Source organism: Chitinophagales bacterium (genome assembly GCA_041392475.1).
In the GTDB taxonomy this organism is placed as follows: Bacteria; Bacteroidota; Bacteroidia; order Chitinophagales; family UBA2359; genus JAUHXA01.
In genome coordinates this window covers 329,082-354,731 of sequence record JAWKLZ010000001.1, presented here as the reverse complement: position 1 = coordinate 354,731, position 25,650 = coordinate 329,082, and the positions used below count along the sequence as shown (strand labels likewise).

The 25,650-nt window shown below is 39.3% G+C and carries 18 protein-coding genes; 9 read left to right on the top strand and 9 right to left on the bottom strand.

Annotated features, from left to right (window positions below; genetic code table 11):
- The first annotated feature begins 8 nt into the window (after nucleotides 1–8).
- The gene (locus R3E32_01245) at nucleotides 9–578 is read left to right on the top strand and encodes a YdeI/OmpD-associated family protein (protein MEZ4883330.1); all 570 of its coding nucleotides are present in this window, start codon (nucleotides 9–11) and stop codon (nucleotides 576–578) included.
- Between the two features lie 103 nt (nucleotides 579–681).
- Here the strand turns inward: R3E32_01245 and R3E32_01240 are convergent, their stop codons facing one another.
- The 5 genes from R3E32_01240 to R3E32_01220 all read right to left on the bottom strand — a co-directional run bounded on the left by R3E32_01240 (nucleotide 682) and on the right by R3E32_01220 (nucleotide 8,308).
- Entirely contained in the window at nucleotides 682–1,818 is a 1,137-nt protein-coding gene (locus R3E32_01240; GenBank protein ID MEZ4883329.1) for a glycerate kinase, read from the bottom strand.
- 217 nt (nucleotides 1,819–2,035) lie between these two features.
- Nucleotides 2,036–4,237, bottom strand: coding sequence for a S8 family serine peptidase (locus R3E32_01235; GenBank protein ID MEZ4883328.1), 2,202 nt, complete (start codon nucleotides 4,235–4,237; stop codon nucleotides 2,036–2,038).
- Nucleotides 4,238–5,131: 894 nt separating this feature from the next.
- The gene (locus R3E32_01230) at nucleotides 5,132–5,851 is read right to left on the bottom strand and encodes an arylesterase (protein MEZ4883327.1); all 720 of its coding nucleotides are present in this window, start codon (nucleotides 5,849–5,851) and stop codon (nucleotides 5,132–5,134) included.
- A gap of 129 nt (nucleotides 5,852–5,980) precedes the next feature.
- Nucleotides 5,981–6,757, bottom strand: coding sequence for an SAM-dependent chlorinase/fluorinase (locus tag R3E32_01225; protein ID MEZ4883326.1), 777 nt, complete (start codon nucleotides 6,755–6,757; stop codon nucleotides 5,981–5,983).
- 39 nt (nucleotides 6,758–6,796) lie between these two features.
- Nucleotides 6,797–8,308, bottom strand: coding sequence for a sigma 54-interacting transcriptional regulator (locus tag R3E32_01220; protein ID MEZ4883325.1), 1,512 nt, complete (start codon nucleotides 8,306–8,308; stop codon nucleotides 6,797–6,799).
- A gap of 222 nt (nucleotides 8,309–8,530) precedes the next feature.
- Between R3E32_01220 and R3E32_01215 the strand changes: the two genes are divergently transcribed.
- From R3E32_01215 to R3E32_01205, 3 genes are all read left to right on the top strand, one after another.
- On the top strand, nucleotides 8,531–10,780 hold the full coding sequence (locus tag R3E32_01215; GenBank protein MEZ4883324.1) for a tetratricopeptide repeat protein: 2,250 nt from the start codon (nucleotides 8,531–8,533) through the stop codon (nucleotides 10,778–10,780).
- A 29-nt stretch (nucleotides 10,781–10,809) separates the two neighbouring features.
- On the top strand, nucleotides 10,810–13,239 hold the full coding sequence (locus tag R3E32_01210) for a tetratricopeptide repeat protein (GenBank protein MEZ4883323.1): 2,430 nt from the start codon (nucleotides 10,810–10,812) through the stop codon (nucleotides 13,237–13,239).
- A 283-nt stretch (nucleotides 13,240–13,522) separates the two neighbouring features.
- Nucleotides 13,523–15,418, top strand: a complete 1,896-nt coding sequence (locus R3E32_01205; protein ID MEZ4883322.1) for a tetratricopeptide repeat protein — start codon at nucleotides 13,523–13,525, stop codon at nucleotides 15,416–15,418.
- Here the strand turns inward: R3E32_01205 and R3E32_01200 are convergent.
- Together R3E32_01200 and R3E32_01195 are read right to left on the bottom strand one after the other, a co-directional pair.
- Nucleotides 15,415–15,747 (bottom strand): DUF1294 domain-containing protein, encoded by a 333-nt coding sequence (locus R3E32_01200; protein ID MEZ4883321.1) that lies wholly within the window; start codon nucleotides 15,745–15,747, stop codon nucleotides 15,415–15,417. The two genes, R3E32_01205 and R3E32_01200, sit on opposite strands and share 4 nt — an antisense overlap.
- A gap of 89 nt (nucleotides 15,748–15,836) precedes the next feature.
- Nucleotides 15,837–17,522, bottom strand: coding sequence for a glutamine--tRNA ligase/YqeY domain fusion protein (locus R3E32_01195; GenBank protein MEZ4883320.1), 1,686 nt, complete (start codon nucleotides 17,520–17,522; stop codon nucleotides 15,837–15,839).
- Between the two features lie 254 nt (nucleotides 17,523–17,776).
- Here R3E32_01195 and R3E32_01190 point away from each other — a divergent pair, with 254 nt between their 5' ends.
- Nucleotides 17,777–18,235, top strand: coding sequence for a Uma2 family endonuclease (locus R3E32_01190; protein ID MEZ4883319.1), 459 nt, complete (start codon nucleotides 17,777–17,779; stop codon nucleotides 18,233–18,235).
- A gap of 296 nt (nucleotides 18,236–18,531) precedes the next feature.
- Here R3E32_01190 and rfbB read toward each other — a convergent pair whose 3' ends face one another.
- Nucleotides 18,532–19,581 carry a dTDP-glucose 4,6-dehydratase gene (gene rfbB, locus R3E32_01185; protein ID MEZ4883318.1) on the bottom strand — a complete coding sequence of 350 codons (1,050 nt, stop codon included), beginning with the start codon at nucleotides 19,579–19,581 and terminating at the stop codon, nucleotides 18,532–18,534.
- A gap of 273 nt (nucleotides 19,582–19,854) precedes the next feature.
- On the opposite strand from rfbB, the gene R3E32_01180 reads away from it, so the two are divergent.
- Nucleotides 19,855–20,370, top strand: coding sequence for a hypothetical protein (locus R3E32_01180; protein MEZ4883317.1), 516 nt, complete (start codon nucleotides 19,855–19,857; stop codon nucleotides 20,368–20,370).
- Nucleotides 20,371–20,419: 49 nt separating this feature from the next.
- Nucleotides 20,420–21,541, top strand: a complete 1,122-nt coding sequence (locus tag R3E32_01175; GenBank protein MEZ4883316.1) for an acyl-CoA dehydrogenase family protein — start codon at nucleotides 20,420–20,422, stop codon at nucleotides 21,539–21,541.
- A 361-nt stretch (nucleotides 21,542–21,902) separates the two neighbouring features.
- On the opposite strand, the gene R3E32_01170 is transcribed toward R3E32_01175, so the two are convergent.
- Nucleotides 21,903–22,571: a haloacid dehalogenase type II gene (locus tag R3E32_01170; protein ID MEZ4883315.1), complete on the bottom strand. Its 669-nt coding sequence runs from the start codon at nucleotides 22,569–22,571 to the stop codon at nucleotides 21,903–21,905.
- Between the two features lie 109 nt (nucleotides 22,572–22,680).
- On the opposite strand from R3E32_01170, the gene R3E32_01165 reads away from it, so the two are divergent.
- Together R3E32_01165 and R3E32_01160 are read left to right on the top strand one after the other, a co-directional pair.
- Complete coding sequence (locus R3E32_01165; protein MEZ4883314.1) at nucleotides 22,681–23,157, top strand: (2Fe-2S)-binding protein; 477 nt, start codon at nucleotides 22,681–22,683, stop codon at nucleotides 23,155–23,157.
- A 120-nt stretch (nucleotides 23,158–23,277) separates the two neighbouring features.
- Complete coding sequence (locus R3E32_01160) at nucleotides 23,278–25,641, top strand: xanthine dehydrogenase family protein molybdopterin-binding subunit (protein ID MEZ4883313.1); 2,364 nt, start codon at nucleotides 23,278–23,280, stop codon at nucleotides 25,639–25,641.
- The last annotated feature ends 9 nt before the right edge of the window (nucleotides 25,642–25,650 follow it).

Genomic DNA, 25,650 nt, shown 5'->3' with positions numbered 1-25,650 from the left:
TCAAAATTATGCAAATATTTACACAATTCTATGCCCCCAATCGCAAAGCATGGCGAAAATGGTTGGCTGAAAATCACCAAACTGAAAAAGGTGTTTGGCTGATTTACTATAAAGTGCACACCAATCAACCAACAGTGCCTTATAATGAGGCAGTGGAGGAAGCACTGTGCTTTGGTTGGATTGATAGCAAGCCGAACAAGTTAGACGATGATCGGTATATGCAAATGTTTACACCTCGAAAACCTAAAAGTGTATGGTCACGTCTTAATAAAATACGGGTTGCAGCTTTGATAAAAGAAGACAAAATGATGGATAAAGGTTTAAAAGCCATTGAAGTAGCAAAAAAAAATGGACATTGGACTATCTATGATGAGATTGAAAACTTGGTGATTCCTGAGGATTTGTCAAATGCTTTGAGTGAAAATCTAGTGGCACAACAATTCTTTGAAAAGTTTAGTGATTCTTCTAAAAAAAATATATTGTGGTGGATAAAAAGTGCAAAACAAGCTGCTACTCGACAACGGCGAATTGAAAAAACCGTGGCTTTGGCGGCAGTCAATAAAAAGGCGAATCATTAGGGAAAACTTCAAAATTCAAGTACAAACTCAAATTCAAAACACATTGGTTTAGAGTAAATGAAACATCAATTTGGGTTGGATTATTTTGAAGGTTTCACTTTGGTCAAAGCGTCAATTGCATGAATCGCAGCAAATTATAGGCGGCAAGAGTGAGATCTTGCTTCGTACTTTTCAAGGCATCGGATAGTGAGTTTGGGCGATTGGAAATAGATATGGCATAGGTTAAACCCACAAGTTTTTCCATCACCTCAGGATTTGCATCCAATGTGCCGCACAAGGCGATAACAGGAATGTTGAGAACTTTTGCAGTATCACATATTCCTTTGACCACTTTACCTTGAAGCGTTTGGGCATCTATTTTGCCTTCGCCTGTAATGATGAGTTCTGTATGGAGTAGTTGTTCTTTGAAGTCAGTGATTTCCATAACCAATTCTGTACCTTTTCGTGGCTCAGCATTGAGGAAAAAATAAGCCCCTGCTCCCATTCCACCTGCGGCTCCTGCTCCTTCTATGTTTTCTACATCCTTGCGGTAATTCCATTTAGCGATTCTGGCAAAATTTTCTAAGCCCAAATCTAAGGATTCTATTTGGTCAAAACTCGCTCCTTTTTGACGACCATACATATATGCTGCACCTCGTGGACCATAAAGAGGACAGTCGACATCGTAGGCAAAGGTAAAACGGGTATTGTCTAGGTATGCTTTGAGATTGGTAGCATCAATTTTGGCAATGTGTTCCAAACTTTCTCCAATAGGGGCAAGTTCCATGTTGTATTTATCCAAAAAGCGATACCCCAAAGCGTTTGCCATACCAATTCCCGCATCATTGGTAGCACTGCCTCCAATGCCTAAAATAATGTGTTCAACTTCTTGCTCTAAAGCATCTAGTATCAGCTCACCTGTACCATAGCTACTTGTGTAATAACAATTTCTTTCAGAAGGCATCAAAAGATGTAATCCTGATGCGGCAGCCATTTCGATAAATGCAGTTTTTCCATCTCCAGATATACCATAACTCGCTTCAATTGGGCGCAATAAAGGATCAGTTACTTCGAGGTTGTGTAGTGTTCCTTGTGTGTGGTAGGTCAAAATTTTGGAGGTTCCTTCACCGCCATCCGCTAATGGAAATAAATGGTAGTCTATGTCTTTGTCTTGTAGTTGAAGTCCATCTGCAATCGCCTGTGCAACGTCAACTGCATCAAGGGCATCTTTGAATTTATCTGGTGCTATGAGAATACGCATGAATTGTCTGTTTGTAGATTGAATCTGTTGAATGTAAAAATAGTTAAATGTTGCTGTTCAATCCTAAATAATTCCCCAAAAATCGTATTCTACAGTTCCAAAACACCTATTTGCTAAATTGAAAAAGCCTAATTTGTTAGAAATGTGGGTTTTTAATCCCGTCCTTCAAACAAATTAGGCCAAAAGTTTATTTTATTACTTCAACATTTTCGCAAAATCAGTAGATTATTATAGACTGCTTCAATGGCTGATTTGTTCCTGCCAATTCCACAATATATCTACCCTTTGGCTGAGTGCTTAAGTCTAACTCAAACCTATTCAGTCCTTCTTCAACTGGCAAGTTTTGAGAACTTACCAATCGTCCCAATAAATCATAAACATTTAGATTGACTTGTGTAGCTTTTTCCTCCAAATATTCTACAAATAATTGGCCATTTGAAGGATTTGGAAACGCTTGCAAACCTGGTACATAGGCTTCTATTTGTTCTATTTCTTCTTTCTCACCTGCGATTGTTGGTTTATCTTCTGTATTTATCTGATAAGCACTTTTGGTAAAAAAACCAACCGTTGCTGAATACTCGCTTTGCTTGCCAAAGCAATTGCAGGCAACTTGAAGTTCATATGATTGCTCTTCTTCCAAATTATCAATGAATACAGGGATTTCAACTGTTGTCAATGATTTCCAAGTATTGCTCGCTTTCTTTTTATAGCGAAGTTTGTAACTTTCTACATATTTATTGTCCTCTAAAGACCAACCTACTCGTACTTGCTTTGAAGAAATGACTTTAAGATTGATACCTGTCGGAGGCATACACTGAATAGATTTTGTAGTGAAACTGCTTGCAGGACTATAATCGCTTAGATTGTCTCCACAAAAAGAAGCTACTTTGACTACATACGTTTTGTTGGGCTGCAAATTTTGAAGGTAAAAGACAGATGCAGTGGCATTGGTGTAAATCCAATTAGAAGCAGTTTCTAATTTGTAGGCAATTTTGTAGGATGAACTTCCTTCATTTCTCCAACTCAATAAGGCAGTTGTAGGGCTAAGTTGATCGGTTGAAGGTGATTCTGGTACACTACAATTAACTGACAATAAACAATTAAGGGTTTCATAGGCATTGATACGTCCTGTTCCCATTGAAGTCGCAAATTGTGAATCTAAAATAGGATCGGTATTGGCTAATAAACAAGCAACTATATCATCTGCAGCAATTGTTTTGTCATAAGATTTCATCAGTCCTAATAAGCCTGTCACCATTGGAGCAGACATTGAAGTGCCGCTATTGATTTCATATGCATCATTTGAGATGCTTCCAGTGCTGATAATGGTTCCGCCTGGTGCGGATACGTCAATCCAGTCACCGTAAGTAGAAGATGTCAATTTTTTGTCTGCAAAATCTGTACTAGCCACTGCCAAAACATGATTGTAAGCTGCAGGATAGATTTTCTTGCTGTCATTATTGTTTCCTGCTGCTGCTACAATAATAATTCCTTGGTTATGTGCTTCGTTAATCATATTTTGATAGGTTTCGGAAGATGCCTTACTCCCCCAGGATAGATTGATGACATCTACACCCATCGAAATCGCATAACTTATTCCCTCCCATCCATGTGTTATTTGTGCGCTGGTTGCTTGAGCATCTTCCGTAGCTTTGATGGGTAGAATTTTGATTCCATTGCCAATAGAGGCAACTCCTAAATTATTATTGGTTCTAGCTGCTGCAATTCCAGTAACGTGTGTACCATGTCGGAGATAGGGAGAACCTATTGGCGGACTAGGGTTATTATCATTGTCTGCTGCATCCCATCCTTTGTAATCATCTATATAACCATTTCCATCATCATCTATTCCATTGTCAGGAATTTCTCCTTCATTTACCCAAATGTTATCTTTCAAATCTTCATGGGTTACTTTTATAGCATCATCTACAATTGCGACCACAACGTCATTAGAACCACTAGTAATATCCCAAGCTTCAAATACTTGCATTTTACTCAAATACCATTGTTGTCCTTCGTATTGATCGTTGGGTTCAGCCAATACATAGTCCATAGGAATTGGCTCAACATAATCGACCATATCTTGTTTTTTCAAATCTCTTATAAATGCTTCAATTTGTTTATCTTCCTCAAATTCAATTTGATATAAGTTTTGAAAAGTACTTGATTTGAGGTTTTTATAAGGTCTAAACAGTTTGTAAGCTTTGAATTTTTGAAGCAAATCTTTGAAGTAAGGATATGCATTGACATCAGATTTGCTATTGATAGCAGGTAACTCTACTTGAGAGGTAGATTTTAGCTTTAAGAAAATTTTACCCTCACAGTATATTTCTTCTACTTTTTGAGCAGATAATTCTAAAACACACAACGTCAGCAATAGGCACACAACTAGCCTATTTAATAATCGAAAATAACTCATGGCTTGTTAATTTTAATACTGCACGCATACCGCAATAAGCAATACATACAGTTAGCATTTTATGCAATATTTGAAAATATGATAGAAAAAGTATATGACTGTTTACTCAAATTAGCATTTTATAACTCTTATATATTAAAAGTCATACTAACTTCAATAAACAATAAATAAACATTATGTAAAAAATAATATTTATTTGACTTGTAAATATGTAGAGGCTTAACCTACACTCACAAGAAAATAAGATAGATGCTTGAATGAACTTAAAATGTAAGGGGAAACAACAGGTATAGAGGGTCTATAGAGGAGGAGAATAAACGTTGAAATCTTCTAAAAATTTGAAGAATAAAAAGTCATAATGCTTGACAAACAGCAATTTCACAAATTGATTACTTGATAGTTTCATGTTCTAAATGTTAATGTAATAAACACACTTTTTTTTTATACTTGGCTGTGGCTAATCCAAATATTCAGATTGTTTTTCTTAGTAAATACTATTTTTCATTGAAAAATAGTAGTGGCTTTTACTAATCAATTATTAAGCATAGTGATAAACAAAACTTTCAAGGGATGTGAGTCTATAAGGGAGATAGTGATTATGGTTGTTAGGTTAGTAGTATTAATTTATGACAATACTAAGACAAATAATATGCCAAAAGTCAATAATTGCAAATTAATGTTTAAACACTAATCAAGGTAAAAAATAAATACGTATTAAACATCAAGCAATTACAGAGGTAGCTCAAAAAATCTATAAAACAGATAGTTCATTTTGAAGTTTTTATCAACTTCTATCGATTTTGAAATTGAAGTTTATTCCATCTTGGTTTTCTTTTGAATTTTGGATATACCTGTATATTTTTTTGTACAAATCTCCCGATAGCGACAATTAGATTACGCTCCCTTCAAGATAGGAGCTACATATTGCCACACTGTTTCGGCAACTAAGCGATGTCCTTTTTCGGTTGGGTGAATGCCATCTGGCTGATTTAGTTCAGCTATGCCGCCCACTTTCTCTAACAAAAACGGAATAAGTACGACCTCGTTGTTGTCAGCAATATCTTTGAATACAGCTCGAAATTCAGTGGTGTAAATACTACCCATGCTTGGCGGGGCTTCCATTCCAGCTACTATAACCTTTGCATCAGGATATTTTTCTTTGACTTTATCCAAAATAACCTGCAAATTTTTGTGTGTTTCATCAGGCTTGACTCCACGCAAAGCATCATTTCCGCCCAGTTCCAACACAAAAATATCTACTTTTTGCTTCAATACCCAACCAATTCGATTGGCGCCCGTTGCAGTGGTTTCTCCGCTCAAACCTGCATTGATAACTCGGTAAGGCAAGGCTAAAGAATCTATTTTTTCTTGAATGATTTGAGGATAAGCCATCGCCAGTTCATCTTCCAATCCGTAACCTGCGGTCAAACTATCTCCAAAAAACAATATATTCTTTTTTTGGGTGTCGTTCAATTTAGGGTTTTCTGCTACTTGGGAGTTATCAACTGCATTTTCAGCAATCTTTTTGGTTATATTCTCTTGTGCTGCATCATTGCAGCTCGTAAAAAGTAGAGCGATGATGAATAGAGGCAGAAGTTGTTTTATGAATTGCATACAATCTATACGTTCTTTTTTAAATGAATTGTCTTTTCTTGGAGGATAACCATTCAGTGAAGTAAATGGTTCGGGTGATTGCGTAGAATTGTATGGTGAAGAATGATGTGTAATGGTTGGTTTACAAAATCACTCAATCATCGGAATAACCTCTACTCCTACGCCATAATATGCTCCAAAATAGTTTTGTGCATTGCCATTTCTCACCGAAATTTCCAACAACCCACTGCTCCCAATCAAACACAAAGGCGTTCCCTGTTCGACATCAGCATAAGTGCGTTTCAAAGAATCCAAACGATGTTCTAACAATTGAATCGATAAATGCAATGGACGCAAAACACGAATATTGGTAATCAAATTGCCGAAGTGGTCTATATAAATTACTTTACCTGCGTATTTTTCGGATTTGGTCACGTGAATAAAAGGAGAATGATTGTGTTGCAAATTGATGCTGTTACCCAATGCAGCAGGTGCAACACCTGTTGATAGATGTGCTGCAATGGGAGCAAAGATATCTCTTCCATGAAAAGTAGGACTAATATGTTTTAAAAAATATTTAGAATTGGTGACAGAAACAGCATGATATACCTCATTCTCAGCCAACACCAAATCCAATAAACCATTGTCGGGCGCAACGAAGGTATGGTGTGGCGTTTTGACCACCACGATTTTTCGCTCGCTGCCTACTGTCGGATCAACGACCCCCACGAAGATAGTTTTCTCGGGAAAATAACGATAGGCACTCCACAAAATAAACGCAGCTTCTCCTACTTGCTGAGGGCGGATTTCATGTGTAATATCCAGCACTTGTACATCTGGATTCATGCTTGTTATGACACCTTTCATCATTCCTACATAGGCATCTTTTGTTCCAAAATCAGTTAATAAGGCTATCGTTGAGTTCATAGTAAATGGTGGTTAGAAGATTTTGCAGTAGGTCTTTAACTAAAAATTATCATCGTCTTCATCCTCCTCATCATAATTATCTTCAAAACTCGAAAGATTGAACATACTGTTGAACAAATCCTTAAACTGAAATCCCGATTGTACCAAAGATTTATTCAATTGAGAATATTCCGCTAATCCGTGCAATAAAAATTCCATCAAAAATAATTTCTCATCTTTAGAAGCATCTCGATGGTACTGTTTCACCACTTCAATCAAACCAGGAATGCTGTACAACATTCGGGCATAGGCTTCATTTGGTAAGTCATTCATCATGTCAATTTCGTGACCACTGCCAAACCAATCAATAATTCGACGATATGGGTTCGGTTTTTTACTCTTTTTGAAGGATTCAGGATCAGGAAAATGTTCGACAAACATGGTTCGAATCGCTTTGCCGATGAGATTTTGAGCCACAATAAAAGGGCCTTCTTGTTCCCCTTCATAGACCAATTCTATTTTACCAGTAATTGAAGGCACGACACCCCAAAAATCACCTACTCTTACATGTGTCTTTTTTTCACTGTTCAGCAACATTCTGCGTTCTGCCGAACTTGCCAAATTTTCACGAGCCGAAATCGTCAACCGAGCCGAAACTCCACTTTTAGCATCCACATATTCACTTTTTCGAGCTTCAAAAGAAATTTGCTCAATCATATCCAATGCAGTATCATTGAAGCCAATCTTTTCACGTTGATTACTCGAAAGTTTTGCCTCTTGTTCTGTTATTCTTCTCGAAATTTTAATGTCCGCAGGATAATGCGTCAAAATTTGACTTTCGATTCTATCCTTCAATGGCGTTACAATACTTCCTCGATTGGTGTAATCTTCGGGATTGGCAGTAAATACAAATTGAATATCCAAAGGCATCCGCACTTTGAAACCTCTAATCTGTATGTCACCTTCTTGAAGAATATTGAAGAGAGATACTTGAATACGAGCCTGAAGGTCAGGAAGTTCATTGATAACAAAAATACCTCTGTGCGAGCGAGGCACTAAGCCAAAGTGGATTACCCTTTCATCAGAATAGGGTAGTTTCATGGTTGCAGCCTTGATAGGGTCAACATCACCAATTAAATCCGCTACACTTACATCCGGCGTTGCCAACTTTTCGGTATAGCGGTCATTTCGGTGCATCCAAGTAACAGGTGTGTCATCTCCATGCTCGCTAATTAAATCTTTGGCGAAACGAGAAATAGGACGAAGTGGGTCATCGTTGAGAGCTGCTCCTTTTACCACAGGAACATACTCATCCAATAATTTGACCATCAAACGAGCAATACGTGTTTTTGCTTGACCCCGCAAACCCAGCAAAATCATGTTGTGTCGAGATAACAACGCTCGCTCTATATCAGGCACTACTGTATTCTCAAAACCAATGATTCCTTTGAAAACTGGCTCTCGATTTTGAAGTTTTTGTATTAGGTTGTTGCGAATTTCTTCTTTGATCGATTGGGGACTGTAGCCAGATGCTCGCAATTTACCGAGCGTATCAATTTGATGTATGTTCATATAATTATTTTGCAAAGTTACCGAACTTAATAACTTGTTTTTTACAATACGGTGAGTGAAAACAAGATGCAAATTAACATTATTTTATGGAAAATGTTCAGTTTTTTTAGGTAGAGTAAAAAAGAAGATAGTTCCTTTCCCTATTTCAGACTCCACTCAAATGATTAATTTTTATCCAATTTCTGCTATCTTCACGTTTTATTTTACCTTTTGATTTAAAGGATGGCACGCTCAAAAAAGAAGTCAGTACAAACAAAACAACAAAATACATCTGCCTCTCCAAAACACAGACAGAGGGCATCTAATTGGTGGAAAGATAAAACCGTACAGTGGTCATTGGCTGCAATATTGGCGATTACCTTCATAGCCTATATTCCTGCCCTTAGTGGAGAGTTCAACAATTGGGACGACCAATTATATGTCACTGACTCTAAACTGATTCAAGATATATCTCCCAGCGGTTTGATAAAAATATTTAGTACAGAGGTAGCGGCAAACTACCATCCTTTGACAATTCTAAGCCTTGCCATTAACTATCAAATTTCTGGATTATCTCCTTTCAGTTACCACCTCTTCAATGTCCTCTTACATTTGTTGAATGTCTTTTTGGTGTTCTACTTCACCTATCTGCTTACCCGCCGCAATCTAACGATAGCAGCCGTTGCAAGTTTATTTTTTGGGATTCACCCGATGCACGTTGAATCCGTAGCATGGGTTTCGGAGCGCAAAGACGTATTATATACCTGTTTCTTTTTGGCAGCAATGATTACTTATCTGAAGTATTTGACACACTTTGCAGCCAAAGCTAAGGGGAAACGAGCCAATCCTCAAAAATACTATATTTATACCTTACTGTTTTTCTTGTTTTCACTCTTGTCAAAGGGGATGGCAGTTGTTTTTCCAGTCGTTTTGCTGGGCATTGACTTCCTCAAAAAACGACGAATTCAAAAACAGGCTATTCTCGAAAAACTCCCGTTTTTCATCATTGCCCTACTTTTTGGTATTACAGCCCTTTATATCCAAACAGATAGTGGTGCGGTCAGTGATTTAGGTCGTTTTGGATTGATTTCGAGATTGGGCTATGCTTCTTATGGTTTTTTATACTACATCGCTAAGTTATTCTTACCCATACATTTATCATCTTACCATCCCTATCCCAACCTCACAGGACAACTCACTCCTATTTTTTGGATAGCACCATTGGGCGTCGCAGCTCTTTGGGGTGCTGCTATTTATACACTCAAATCACAGCGAATGACCTTTTTTGGTTTGTTTTTCTATGCCATTACAGTCGCTTTGGTGCTTCAATTTATTACTGTCGGAAGTGCTTTGGTAGCCGAAAGATATACCTACTTGTCTTACATTGGTTTGTTGCTGATTTTGGGATATGGCTACCATCAGTTGATGCAGCAAAAAAGCAGTTCTTGGGCTTTGTGGCGGAATATCGCAACGGGAATTTTAGGTTTTGCAGCTTTGATTTTTACCTATCAAACCTTTGAACGCTGCAAGGTTTGGAAAAACAGTGAAACCCTTTGGAGTGATGTGATGCTAAAATATCCCAAAGATCCGAAGGCTTACAACAGTCGAGGAGCTTACTACTCCAATCACGACCAACCTGAAAAAGCACAAAAAGACTATGAAAAAGCCCTTTCGCTGATGCCCAATCATGATATGGCACACTATAACTTAGGTAATGTGTATGCTGAACAAAAACAATACGAACTTGCGCTTGAAGCCTATGCTCGTGCGCTGCAATTGAAGCCAAAGGATGCAAAAGTATTTATGAATCGAGGCAATGTTTATAGAGATATGAAAAATAATGAAGCGGCAATGGCGGATTACAATCAAGCGATTGAACTGAATCCAAACCATGAAAACTACTTCAATCGGGGTATTTTGTATGGTCAAATGGGTCAATCGGACAAGGCGATGGAGGATTACAATACTGCTATTTCCCTCAAACCCGATTTTGCAGATGTTTATACCAATCGTGGCAACATTTATTTTCAAGCTGGACAGGTAGATTTGGCAATGGCAGACTACAATCAATCCATTTCCCTCAATCCCGAATACGATAAGGCTTATGGCAACCGAGGGGCAGCATATTTCCAAAAAAAGCAGTATGATTTGGCTATCCAAGATTTCGACAAAGCCATTGAACTGGATGAAAAATACACTGATGCCTTGATGAACCGGGCTGCTACTTACATGACTTTGCAGCAATTCGACAAAGCATCGGAAGATTTAACTACTTATATAGAATTGAAACCCGATAACTTCAATGTGAGTGCTTATCATTGGCGAGGACAGGCTTTCTTCAAATTGCAGCAATACGACAAAGCTTTGGCAGATTTGAACCAATTGATTGCTTTGCAGCCCAATCAAAAGGCTTTTTATCTGACTCGTGCCGACATATTGCAGGCTATGGGTAGAAATGAAGAGGCGGCGGCGGATAAATTGAAGGGAAATTAGGAAATTCAAAAAAACAGATTCTTTGATTGATGTCAAATAAAAAAAATAAACCCCAACGAATTGGTTCGCCCACCAAACAGGCTCAAAACTCTGCAACGGCAAGTCCTCGCACACGTAAGCGCAAGGTATGGTGGAAAAATCAAAAGGTGCAATATTGGTTGGGTACAGCATTGGTTCTGACCCTTCTCGCCTATCTGCCTGCTCTTTTCAATGGATTTGTCAATTGGGACGATCCTTATTACTTGCGGGACAATACTTTTGTCAAAAAATTCGATTTGGGAGCTATTTTCACCAAACCCGTCGCAGGAAATTATCACCCTTTGACCATGCTCAGTTTGGCAATTGAATATCAACTAGTTGGAATGAAACCGTTTTTGTACCATTTCACCAATGTTTTGCTACATCTCCTCAACACCACACTTGTTTTTTATTTTATCTACTTGATTAGCAACCGAAAAATAGAAGTTGCGGGGATTGTAGCCTTATTTTTTGGGATTCACCCGATGCACGTAGAATCGGTGGCCTGGATTTCGGAGCGCAAAGATGTTTTGCACGCCTTTTTCTATTTGGCCGCTTTGGTCGCTTATACGCGGCATGTTTTCCATAAAAAACGCTTGACTTCTCCAAAAATTCAAAAAAAGCCCCAGGCTACCCACAAATATCTGGCTTATATGCTGCTATTTTTCATGCTTTCACTACTGTCCAAAGCAGTAGCTGTGACAGTTCCTGTGGTAATGGTCTTGTTGGATATCTACCTGAATCGGATTAGATTGCAGAAAAATAATCCTGCAATTTTGAAACAAACGCTACTTGAAAAAGTACCATTTTTTGTTATTTCCTTGATTTTTGGATTTATTGCCCTCAACATTCAAAAAGAAGCAGGTGCTATCAATGAGTTTGAAGCATTTTCGCCGGGTGAACGATTTGCGTATGCTGCTTATGGTTTTCTCAACTATATAGGTAAGTTCTTCTTTCCCATCAACTTAGTCGCCTATTACCCTTATCCTGACGACTTGCCTTCTACTTTTCTTGCTGCTCCCTTAGTTGTTTTGGGCTTGTTTGCAGCGGCAGTTTACACCTATTCCAAAAGCAAAATTCCTTTGTTTGGTTTGTCGTTTTATGCGGTAACGGTGGCGTTGGTTTTGCAGTTCATATCTGTTGGGGTGGCTATTGTAGCAGATCGTTATACCTATATTCCTTATATCGGTCTGTTGTTTATTTTAGCAATGGGTTTCCACCACCTCCTCCAAAGAAAAGACCCTACTGGCAAGATGTGGCAGAATTTGGCCAAAGGTGCGCTCGGTTTGTATGCCATGGTATTTTTGGTGGCCACTTTTCAACAAACGAGGACTTGGAACAACAGTAAAATACTGTGGGACAAAGTATTGACAAAGTTTCCTGATACTGCTTGGATCGGCTACATGAATCGGGCGACTTATTACTTCAATGATGAACGAGATTATAAAAAGGCATTGACTGATTATTCAACCGCCATTCGTATTCATCCGACAAGAGCACTTTTTTATTACAGTCGAGGATTGGCCTATGAGCAACTGAATCAAAACAATGAAGCACTGAACGATTACTCCAAAGCCATTCAATTGGATCCTGGCTATCAAGAGGCAATTTCGGCAAGAGCCAATATCTACAAAAAAATCAATCCCGATTTGGCCATGCAGGAGTTTGAAAATGCCCTTCAATTGGATGGAGATGACTATAAAGTTTACATCAATAGAGGAAGTTTTTACCGAGACAAAAAGGAGTATGACAAGGCATTGCAGGATTTTGATAAGGCTGCCGAAGTTTGCAATTGTTTTGAAGCCTACTTCAATCGAGCGGGTATTCACCAACTCCTAAACAACAACCAAAACGCCATTGCAGATTTTACGAAGGCGATTGAAGTGAAACCAAGTGATGCAAATGGGTACATCAATCGTGGAAATATCTATCGAGAATTGGGACAGAATGATTTGGCATTACAGGATTATACCAAAGCCATGAATATCAAGGAAAACTACGATATTTTTTACAATATGGGACTGCTCTATAGTCAAATGGGTCAAAACGCCAAATCGCTCGAATACTATACAAAGGCAATTGCATTGAGTCCTGAAAGAGCAGACGCTTATACGAATCGAGGGAATGTATATTTTGCTGCACAACAGTTAGATTTAGCCATTGCAGACTACAACAAATCTATCGACATGAATCCCGAATACGGCAATGCGTATGGCAATAGAGGGGCTGTAAATTTCCAAAAAAAGAACTACAACGCAGCTTTGCAGGATTTTGCAAAGGCATTAGAAATTGATCCCGACCACAAAGATGTTTTGCTGAATCGTGCGGCTACTTACCTGACACTCAATAATTGTGAACTGGCAAAGCCTGATTTAGAGCATTTGCTTTCTTTGAATCCAAATAATGGTCAAGCCAAAAAATGGCTAGAGAAATGCAAATAGTTTTGGTCCTTTGACAAAATCTGCGATTTGAGACTTCGGAAGTTTGCTGCTTACAAAATCAAAAACTATTTCGCTAAAAATTAACCTCTTATAAAATGAAACTTCCAAAGTCCTTATTGCTTCCACAAAAATTGTCACAGAACCATAGTTTTCTAAAATTTAACTTTTCTTTGAAATCCTTCGCTCTCAATTTCGATTCTCTTTTGCTATCTTTGAAAATTTAGCATATTTCTTGCTATTAAATCAAAGCAATTAGTAAACGCCAAAAAATGTTTTTATTTCCATGAAAAAGCTATACGCCAATAGATTTATCTATTTACCAAAAAATAACATACTCAACACCTTATACCAAGCTTTCTTTTTTTTGTTGTGCTTCACGATTTTTCAAGCAACGTATGCTCAAAACGTAGAAGAACTCAACCAAAAAGGTAGCAACAAAGCCAAAAAGGGCGACTATGAGGCTGCCATTAGTTTATTTTCTCAGGCAATCAATGTCAACCCTTTATACGCTCAAGGATATTACAATCGTGCAAATGCCAAATATGATTTAAAGAGATATGACGCTGCTGTGATTGACTTCAATAAAGCACTGAGTTTGCAGCCACAATACAAGGAAGCATTGAACAACCGAGGTTTGACTTACTATCAATTGCAGCAATATGATGCTGCAAAAATAGATTTTGACAAGGCGATTGAGTTGGACCCCGAATATTCGATTGCTTACGGAAATCGGGGCAATGTTTTGTACCAACAAAGGAAAAACATAGCTGCTCTCAAAGACTTCGATATGGCGATAAAATTGGATCCCAAAAATACCAATGCCTATTATTACCGAGGTGTATTGTACTTCAAAACGGACGATTTTGCAGCTTGTTTGAAGGATTTCAACCATTTATTGCAGATAGACCCCAATTACAGCAAAGCCTATTTTTACCGTGCCTATGCCAATTTTATGCAGAGAAAATACGAGGCAGCCATTAGTGACTTCAATTATGCGATTCAGCAAATGCCCAATGAAGTAGATTCTTACTATTTTCGAGCCTTGTCTAAATACCGTTTGGATAGGCTGGAAGAGGCGATTGCAGATGCAACTAAAGCCGTAAACTTAGAAAGTGGACATGCCAAAGCCTTCAATGTGAGGGCAGATGCCAAGTACAAACTCAAGCAATACAAGCAAGCAGAGATAGATTATACCGAAGTCATTGCCATTGACCCTACCTTTGCGATTGCTTACAACAATCGAGGAAACTGTCGATTCAAACAGCAAAAGTTTCGAGAGGCTATCAGCGATTATACCAAAGCCGTACAATTGAACCCAGAAAATGTGAGTGCTTTCTACTATCGGGGTTATTGTAAATATATTCTGGGCAAATATGAGGAGGCTATCAGTGACCATACAGAAGCGATTGCGTTGGATCCTGAATTTGCCAAATCCTACGACAATCGAGGGGATGCTAAGTACCGCCTCAAACGATTTGAAGATGCTATTGCAGATTATGATACGGCTATTCGGTTGGACCCAAGTCTGATAAACTGCTGGTATTTCAGAGGTTATGCAAAGTATGAATTGCAACAGTATGATATGGCTATCAAGGATTTTGACCAAGTAATCAAACTCGACAAGGACTATATTGATGCCTACAATTATCGGGGAAATTCCATGTATTTTTTGGGTAAATACCGAGCAGCATTGGACGATTACAACAAGGCTCTCTCTATTGACGACAAATACAGCAAGGCATACAGCAACCGAAGCATTATTCACAGAGTCTTGTTCAACGACCTTCAAGCCTCATTAAAAGACTGCAATAAGGCAATCGCACTGAACCCTGAACTCAAACAGGCATTTATCAACCGAGCAAGCACCAAGCGGCTAATGGATGATAATAAAGGCGCATTGGCTGATTTTGACAAAGCATTGGAGATTGATCCTGAATACATTGAAGCGTATGGCGCTCGTGCCAACTTCAAATTTGTGTCAGGTGATTATGAGGGTGCCATTCGAGATTTTACACAAATCGTCAACATTGACCGAAAAAATCAAGATGCTTTTTTGAGAAGAGGAAATGCCAAACACCGCCTTAACCGCACTCAAGCGGCTTGTGCGGACTGGAAACTCGCTGAAAGTTTGGGTAATTATGAAGCCCTGCAAATGCTGAGCAAATATTGTGAGGATTAAGGCAGATTAAAAACGAACTGCCAGGCGTAATCTTCTGTTAGTTTTTCCATTAACAAAAAGAACAGCAAGACATTGTAGATTGCAGTCAAAGGAACGCCCCAAACAAAATAAGGTTTTCTGATTTTGTGCCTCAATACCAACATTGCAAGCCCTATTCCGACAAATCCCATCAGCAGCGAGTTCAAAAACAAACTTGCCTCCGAAACCCTACCTTCGCCCGACATCCCATTATTGGCTCTTGAAGTTTTTTTATCCTGAAACATGAGGTAAAACGCCCGAATGTTGACAGCAAGAAAAATCAAGAAAGGATAAAACAAATTGACCATCATAGTATTGAGTTTACAAAAAACAACAATAGCGAAGGATTTCCACCCCTCGCTATTGATTCATTTTTCAATTCGTTGATATTGAAGACATTCTATTTCTGTTGCTTTGCCCAAGAATCTCGCAAAGGAACGGTGAGGTTAAAAACCATTTTTTCATCCGTTGAATCGGGGTCGACATTGAAGTAGCCCTTACGCATGAATTGCAGGTGTGTCAAAGGTGCTGCACCCTTCAAACTTGGTTCTACATAAATCTTGGACAAAACCTCCAATGAATTGGGATTCAAAAAGTCCAAGAATGTTTTTCCATCCTTTTTGTGACCATCAGGGTCTTCTACGGTAAACAATCGGTCGTACATACGAGCCTCTGCTTCAATGGCATGAGAAATTGAAACCCAGTGAATTGTACCTTTTACCTTCAGCCCACTTGTATCCGAACCACTTCGACTGTTCTCAATATAAGAGCATCGAAGCTCCACAATTTCACCATTTTCGTCCTTGATGGCTTCATCACATTGAATGATGTAAGCATTTTTCAAACGCACCATTTTACCAACCGATAAACGAAAATATTTGCGAGGCGCATTTTCCATAAAGTCGTCTCGTTCAATGTAAATTTCTCGGCTGAAAGGAATGATGCGAGTACCCGAATTTTCATCTTCAGGGTTGTTATCGGCTTCCATTTCTTCGGTTTGACCTTCGGGATAGTTGGTAATCACTACCTTCAATGGATCCAAAACCGCCATTACTCTTGGTGCAATTTTGTTCAAATCTTCTCTGATACAAAACTCCAATAAGGCCATATCAACCACGTTCTCCCGCTTCGCAATCCCAACTTTATCAGCAAAGTTGCGAATAGAAGCAGGTGTATAGCCCCGCCGACGCAGACCTGCAATGGTCATCATTCGAGGGTCGTCCCATCCATTGATGTAGTTTTCTTCGACCAATTGACGCAGTTTTCGCTTGCTCATAATCATGTAGCTGATGTTGAGCCGAGCAAACTCTATTTGCTGTGGACGATAAGTTCCCAATTCTATCAAAATCCAATCGTACAAAGGACGATGCACTTCAAACTCTAAGGTGCAGAGCGAATGGGTAATCCCTTCAATGGCATCTGATATACAGTGAGCATAGTCATACATCGGATAAATGCACCAAGCATCACCTGTTCGGTGGTGAGGCGGTTGCTGTTTGATGCGATACAAAATAGGATCTCGCATGTGCATATTGGGAGAAGCCATGTCAATTTTGGCCCGCAAAATTTTGCTGCCATCTGGAAATTCGCCGTTTTTCATCCGCTCAAATAAATCGAGATTTTCTTCAACCGAGCGGTCTCTATAAGGGCTTGGAGTACCTGCTTCGGTGGGCGTACCTTTCAGTTCGGCAATTTCCTCTTTCGTTGAATCATCTACGTAGGCCTTGCCTTTTTTGATGAGTTCTACTGCAAAATCATACAATTGTTGGAAATAATCAGAAGCATAATACAGCCTATCTTCCCAGTCAAAACCCAACCAACGCACATCGTTCATGATGCCATCTACATACTCTGTTTCTTCGGTGACAGGGTTGGTATCGTCAAATCGAAGGTTGGTCAAACCATTGTATTTCTGGGCAATACCAAAATTTAGACATATAGACTTGGCATGTCCAATGTGTATGTAACCATTGGGTTCGGGTGGGAATCGAGTGTGAACCCGTCCATCATATTTTTCTGTTGCTAAATCACCTTCGATGATTTCTTCAATGAAATTCAAAGAGGTATGGGTATCTGTGTTGCTCATATACGTTTAGTTTTACAATTACAATGAAGGTTTGTAGATTTTGATTATTTCCATTCGCTTGAATTGTTAAGTTTAACAAAGTTAGCAATTATTTCGTTCCTTTTTGCTTTTTTAAGGTGGCTTGATTTGCTTCAACAACTGCTTAGAACCGCTTCAAAACAATAGAGCGAGATGGGATAGGTCTTAAAATCAAGAAAAAACAAGCAAAAAACTCTTATCTTAGTTTATCACAACCAAATGACCATTTATCAATTATGCAGAATTTAGCACGAAAAAAAATTAGCTTTTCTGATTATTTGGAATTGGAGGAACAATCCGAAGCAAAGCACGAATACCACGATGGATTTGTGTGGGCAATGGCGGGAGGTTCTCCAAATCACAATAACATTTGTGGAAATGTATATTCAAGTTTATCATTCGTTTTACGCAGCAAAGAGGGAAATTGCCGCCCCTTTATGAGTGATTTAAAGGTCTATATCGAATCTGTAAATAGAGGTGTTTATCTAGATGCAATGGTCGTATGCGATAAACTAGAATTCTATGCAAAACGGAAAGATGTCATTACCAATCCCAAGCTAATTGTAGAAGTATTGTCTCCCAGCACAGCTGCTTTTGATAGGGGAGCAAAGTTCCGATTTTACAAATCCCTGCCTTCCTTCCGAGAATACATTTTAGTCCACCAAGACCAACCCTTTGTAGAAGGCTATTATTAGGAGAATAGGGAGCATTGGCACATTTCTCATGCGATAGGTTTGGAGGAAAATATTCACATTCATTCCATTGATGCAGAAATCTCATTGAAGGATATTTACGCTTTTATAGAATTTTCGGAAGACGCACAGATGAAATTGGATTTGTGAATTGTTGTTTCAAAAATATGACTGTGCTTTAACTCACTGCAAAACCCATGTATTTGCGTTTATAAGGCACATAAAAAACCTCAATGAAATTCATTGAGGTTCTTTTCGAGCCTTATTCTTTTTTATAAAAACTATTATTAATCAACATACTACACATACTGTTGTTCATAATACTGCTGGTATGCCCCAGAAGTTACATTGTCCAGCCATTCTTCATTTGCCAAATACCAATCCACCGTTTTCTCCAATCCTTCTTCAAAGGTCAAGGAAGGTTCCCAATCCAATTCACGTTTGATTTTGGAAGCATCAATCGCATAGCGGCGGTCGTGTCCCGCACGGTCACGAACGAATGTAATGAGTTTAGCACTTTCACCTTTCGGTCGTCCCAATTTTTCGTCCATAATTTTGCAGAGGAGGTGAATGAGGTCGATGTTTTTCCATTCATTGTTGCCGCCCACATTATAGGTTTCGGCGGTAACTCCTTCGTGGAAAATCAAGTCTATTGCAGCCGCATGGTCTTTGACCCAAAGCCAATCACGGGTGTATTTTCCATCTCCATAAATCGGAATATTTTTACCCTGTTTGATGTTGTTGATGGCAAGCGGCAATAGCTTTTCGGGAAACTGATAAGGGCCATAATTGTTGGAGCAGTTCGAAACGACTACGGGCAAATGATAGGTATGCCAATAGGCTCGCACCAAATGATCGGCACTTGCTTTGGAAGCCGAATAAGGCGAACGAGGATCGTAAGCGGTTGTTTCGGTGAACAAACCTTCTGCTCCCAAACTACCATATACTTCGTCCGTCGAAACCTGATAGAATCGCTTTCCTTCATAATTTCCATTCCACAAATTTTTGGCAGCGTTCAACAGATTCACCGTTCCTACAATATTGGTATAGATAAAATCCGTTGGGCTGATAATTGAGCGATCAACATGTGATTCTGCCGCCAAGTGAATCACGCCCGTAAATTGGTAATGTTCAAAAAGGTTCTGCACAAAATCATTGTCCGTAATGTCGCCTTTCACAAAGGTATAATTCGGTGCATTTTCGATGCTTTTGAGGTTTTCGAGATTGCCCGCATAGGTGAGAGCATCCAAATTAATAAACTGGTAATCAGAGTACTTATTAACCATCAAATCCAATACGTGAGAGCCAATAAATCCTGCTCCACCTGTAACTAAAATTGTCTGTTGCATGTTGTTTTTTTGTTCGTTTGTTGGGGTTTTATATTTCAATCATAACTACCAAATTCATTCAGTAGTTTTATCACACACAGTCTTTATTCATCAAATAGTAAGCCATTTATCTGTCCAATGTCCGAATATACAAACTTTTCAGCATTGGGTTCATTTTGCCCAAAAAAGGTAAATTGATATCGCCATCTCATAAGCTTTGTTTTTTAACTTTCAGTTTTTGTTTATATTGTAGTGCCATCCTGCTTATTTCCAAGTCCAAAAACACATAGAAATATGCTTGATTATCCGTTCAATCCAGATGAACTTCACCTTCGTCCTCGATTTTCATTCAATGTCCCTTACTCAGTTGAGCGTATTCTTGAAAAAATACAACTCAAACTAAATGAGGACAATGCTCCCTGCAAAGGAAGTGTAGTTACACACCATGTTATCTTGGATATTCCCATTAAAGACAGACATTATTGGTCACCTCAACTACACCTTGAAGTAGAAGAAGACGAGGAAAAAGAAAAGGGCAGCTTGGTTCGTGGAATAATCGGACCTCGACCTGCAGTTTGGACGCTGTTTTTATTCATTTATGCGGTCATTGGCATCATTGGTTTGATGGTCAGCCTGTATGGTTTGTCCAAATGGTCTTTGGGGGAGTTTTCAATCGCCTTGTTTGGGCTGCCTATTGCTTTTGTGCTAATGTCCTCTGCCTATTTGACCAGTAGATATGGTGAGAAACTCGGGCATGAGCAAGTAGAAATTTTGAAGGATTTTTTGAGGGCAGCATTGAAGAATGATTGAGAAAATGTATTTTGGGCAGTGAACTTTCTTTCTCCAAAAACAAACTCGAATGTCAATTGATCCTATTATTTCTATTGCCCAGGAAGCTGAAAACAGAAAAACTGAAATCGAATCTCTGCGAAATATCCCCAAAGACATCATACAGATAGTCAAAGATTTAGGACTTGTCAAAAAATGGGCTGCCAAAGAGTATGGTGGTGAACAGGCAAGTATTTCAGAAATAAGCCAAATGCTACAATCCATTGCTTATCACAACGCTTCATTGGCTTGGGTAATCGGTGTAACAAGCTGTTCTTCTTTGTTTTCAGGTTACTTACCACCTTCAATGGCTACACAACTTTTTGGAGACAAGCAGGCAATGATTGGAGGTTTTGCAGGCCCAGCAGGAATTGCCCGAAAAGTAGAGGGGGGATTGGAGGTGAATGGCAAATGGTCTTGGGGTTCAGGCATTACACATTGCAGTCATATTGTGGGAGGCGTGCTGTTGAAGGAAAACGAAAAAATGGTAGGAACTGCCCTTGTTTTTTTTCAAGCCGATGAGATCAAGATGCACGACAATTGGCGGGTTTTGGGCTTAAAAGGTACACACAGTATTGATTACAGCGCAAAAAATGTATTCATTCCCAACAACCGATGGAGTCCTTTTCCATTAGAAACGCCTACGATAAATGCACCTTTGTACCGCTTTTCTTTTTTAGGGGCGCTTTCTTTGGCGGTATCATCAGTAGGTTTGGGTTTGGCAAAACGTGCATTGCAGGAAATCAACACTTTGGCGCAGGTGAAAAGCCCTTTTGGTCAAGGCAAAAAATTAGCACAAAGGGAAACAATCCAAGTAGAATTTGCAAAGTTACAAGGTACTTATTGGGCTGCAATAGCTCTTTTTCAAAATACGATTGCAGAAGCAGAATTGGAGACAAAGCAAGGATTGTGCAGTATTGATTCCAAAGCAAAAATACGATTGGCTGCTTGTCATTCTCTGCAATTGGCGGAACAAGTGGTCAGTGGTGCTTATCGCTTGGCAGGTGGTTCGGCAATTTGGGAAAATCATAAATTAGAGGAATTGATGCGGGATATAAAAGTCGTAGCCCAACACGGAATGGTTTCGACTGGAAATTACAGAACAGTAGGAGCTTTTTTATTGGGGAATCAAGTGCCTGAACAGATGCTTTGAAAATAAAATAGGTTTACCCTCATTACAACCCTTGCCAAAATTGGAAATTGTTGGCAAGAGTTCTACTCACTCCCACTCCATTGAAGCGACAACAACACAAGATAAATTCCCCCCCATCTCCAGAAAGTCGGTATTTTTTTTTGTATCCAAATCTAAATTCCAAAAACCTCTCTATTCCTTTATTTCAATCCTATCACCCATTTACAAAAGCACATTCTCTTGCATCCCTTTTCCAATCACCATAGCCGTCATCAACACAGGGCGGAAACTGTCACTCGTTACTTCTACAATATAGTTGAATATCAAATTAACGAATTAAAATATATTTATTACTTATACAATTGACTAAAAGTTAAGTGAATCATACCAATACCTTTAATCCTTCAATCTCCCAAACCCTGCCATACGGTAAATTCTCTTTAACCTCTCCATATTGATTCACCCAGACCGAATCCAAACCGAAAGTGCTTGCACCTGCGACATCCCATTGATTAGAAGAGAAAAACAAACAATCTGCAAACCCTACTTTCAATTCGTCCAATGCCATCTGATAAACCGATGGATGAGGTTTGTAAATTTGAAGAGAATCTACTGAGAAAAAATGGTCAATAAAATGGGTAATTCCATTCGCTTCAATGCCATTTTGCAGCATAGTCGGTGTGCCATTGGAGAGAATCACCACTGTTTTCCCTTCCTTTTTCAAAAAAGACAATGCTTCAAGCGTTCCTTCAATCAGATTTGAACAATCATAAATCGGTAATAATAAATTTCTTACCATTTCATCTTCAATCTTGTGGTGTCGCATACTAAACTCCAAAGCAAGTTTGGTAATTTCATCAAAAGGAATGTATTGTTGCATTTGATTATACAGCCAAGTGTACTCCAATTGTTTTCTGCGCCACAGAGCAATCAAATCAAAGGATTTGCTACCAACAAGTTTTTCGAGTTCAGTTTCAAAGCTACTCGTTTTGAAGAGTGTGCCAAAAGCATCGAAAATAAAAATCTTTTTTTGATTAAATAGTTGTTTCAAGACGGAATGGTATTTTTTATTGGTTTTTAGCAAGTAAAAATTGTTTTTTTTTAGCAAATAACCTATTTTTAAAGAAATTTTCTCACCAAACCTAAAAATCTAATAGTATATGCAGATTGAAGTTTCCCTTACCGTAAATGGTAAAAATTATACCCGAAGTGTAGAACCTCGGATGTTGTTGGTTCAGTTTCTTCGAGACGAACTCATGCTAACAGGCACGCATATTGGCTGCGATACAAGTAGTTGCGGCGCTTGCACTGTTTTATTGGATGGCAAAGCCTTGAAATCTTGTACCATGCTTGCCGTTCAAGCCAACGGTAGGTCTGTCAAAACCATTGAAGGTATGGCGACCAATGGTACGTTGCACCCACTTCAAGAAGGCTTCCATCAGGAACATGGGCTGCAATGTGGTTTTTGTACGCCAGGAATGATTATGACCTCTGCCGATTTACTTTCCAACAATGCAAACCCTAGTGAACATGAAATTCGAGAAGCTCTCGAAGGTAATTTTTGTAGATGTACAGGTTATCACAACATTGTAAAGTCAGTTCAATATGCTGCTAAAAAGATGACCGCAGAATTGTAAAACTACAGAACTGTGGGATTGTAAAGTAATATAATTATGAAAATTAGTGCATAACCATAATACTATTACTACAATCCTTGCATCACACCATTTTTTCTAAACTTTCTAAAACAAACAAATATGACCCTTATAGGAACTTCGGTTAAACGTGTCGAAGACAAAAGGTTCATTACGGGCAAAGGTAGATATACCGATGATATTGTTTTGCCCCAAATGACCTTTGCTTATTTTGTAAGAAGCCCTTTTGCCCATGCCAATATCAAAAGTGTAGATATTTCCAGTGCCTCAGAAATGGAGGGAGTAGTCAAAATTTATACCGGCAAAGACATTGCAGCATCAGGCATAAATGGAGTGCCTTGTGGATGGCAAGTGAACTTCAAAAATGGCGATACCATGAAAGAACCGCCACACCCATTGCTCGTTTCCGAAAAAGTATTGCATGCAGGAGATGCTGTGGCAGTAGTGATTGCAGAAACGTATGCACAAGCCAAAGACGCTGCTGAAAACGTAATGGTGGATTATGAAGTATTGCCTGCGGTGACAAATGCTAAGGCTGCAACAGAAGAAGGCGCACCACTTGTACATGCAGATGCTCCCAACAATTTGTGTTTTGACTGGGAATTGGGTAATCCCAAAGCGGATGTAGATGCTGCAATTGAAGCCTCACATCATGTTACAACTTTGGATTATATCAATCAAAGAGTTGTGCCAAATGCCATCGAACCCCGCTCTGCAATTGGACACTTTGAAACGCACAATGACCGATATACTTTATATACTACTTCTCAAAATCCGCACTTAACCCGCTTATTGATGTGTGCTTTTGTGCTAGGAATTCCCGAACACAAAGTTCGAGTCGTCTCACCAGACGTAGGAGGTGGTTTTGGCAGCAAAATTTTCCATTACATTGAAGAAGCATTGGTTACATGGGCTTCCAAACAGTTGGAGCGTCCTGTGAAGTGGACAGCAGAACGAAGTGAAAGTTTTGTGACAGATGCACACGGTCGTGACCACGTTACGAAAGCAGAAATGGGTTTTGATAAAGATGGCAAAATCACTGCTTTGCGGGTGAAAACCTACGCCAATTTAGGAGCTTATCTTTCCACTTTTGCACCTGCCGTTCCTACATGGCTGCACGGTACTTTGCTGCAAGGACTTTACACTACTCCCCTCATTCATATAGATTTAGAAGCAGTATTTACCCATACAACAGCGGTAGATGCCTATCGTGGAGCAGGTCGTCCAGAAGCAACTTATCTACTGGAAAGACTTTTGGACACAGCAGCTTTGGAAATGGGAGAAGATCCTGCTGAATTGCGCCTCAAAAATTTCATTCAGCCTTTTGATGGTGTTGAACAAGAAGGTTATCAAACACAGGTTGCTCTTCAATACGATAGCGGAAATTACCACGAAGTGTTGTATAAGGCATTAGAGATGGTCGGTTATGAAGATTTCAGAGCGGAACAAAAAACTGCTCGTGAAAACGGTAAATTATTGGGCATCGGATTTTCGACTTATATTGAGGCATGTGGTATTGCACCATCGGCAGTAGTAGGTGCTTTGGGCGCAAGAGCAGGTTTGTACGAATCGGCACAAGTGAGGGTACAGCCAACAGGCAAAGTGAGTGTTTTTACAGGTGCACATTCGCATGGTCAAGGACACGAAACGACTTTTGCTCAGGTAGTTGCCGACAAGTTTGGGATTCCATTGGAGGATGTGGAAGTTGTGCATGGTGATTCCGAATCGGTCGCTTTTGGTATGGGAACCTATGGTTCTCGAAGCCTTGCGGTTGGAGGTAGTGCGATTGTCAAAAGCATTGAAAAAGTGCTAGAGAAAGGTGCAAAAATTGCAGCCCACAAGTTGGAGTGTTCAGCAGAAGACCTCGAATATGCAGGCGGCAAATGGACAGTGAAAGGCACAGACAAATCTATTAGTTTTGGTGATATTTCGCTTACCGCTTATGTACCACACGATTATCCCGCAGGAGTAGAACCTGGTCTTGATTTTTCCAGTTTTTACGACCCAACCAATTTCACCTATCCTTTTGGCGCACACATTGCCATTGTCGAAATTGACAAAGAAACAGGTAAAGTGACCCTCAAACGATTCATTGCAGTGGACGATGTAGGAAATGTAATCAATCCGATGATTGTAGATGGTCAGATTCATGGCGGTGTAGCACAAGGTATTGGTCAGGCGTTGTTTGAAGGAACGATATACGATCAATCTGGGCAGTTGCTCAATGCATCATACATGGACTATGTAATGCCTCGTGCTGATGATTTCCCCAGTTTTGAAGTAGAACGAACTGTTACTCCTTGTCCTCACAATCCATTGGGTGTAAAGGGTGCGGGAGAGGCTGGTTGTATTGGTTCGACTCCTGCTGTGGTCAATGCGGTCATGGATGCGTTGTCACCTTATGGTATTCACGACATCGAAATGCCTGTGACTTCGCAGAAAGTCTGGAATGTTATTCATAACTAAAAAAAGTAA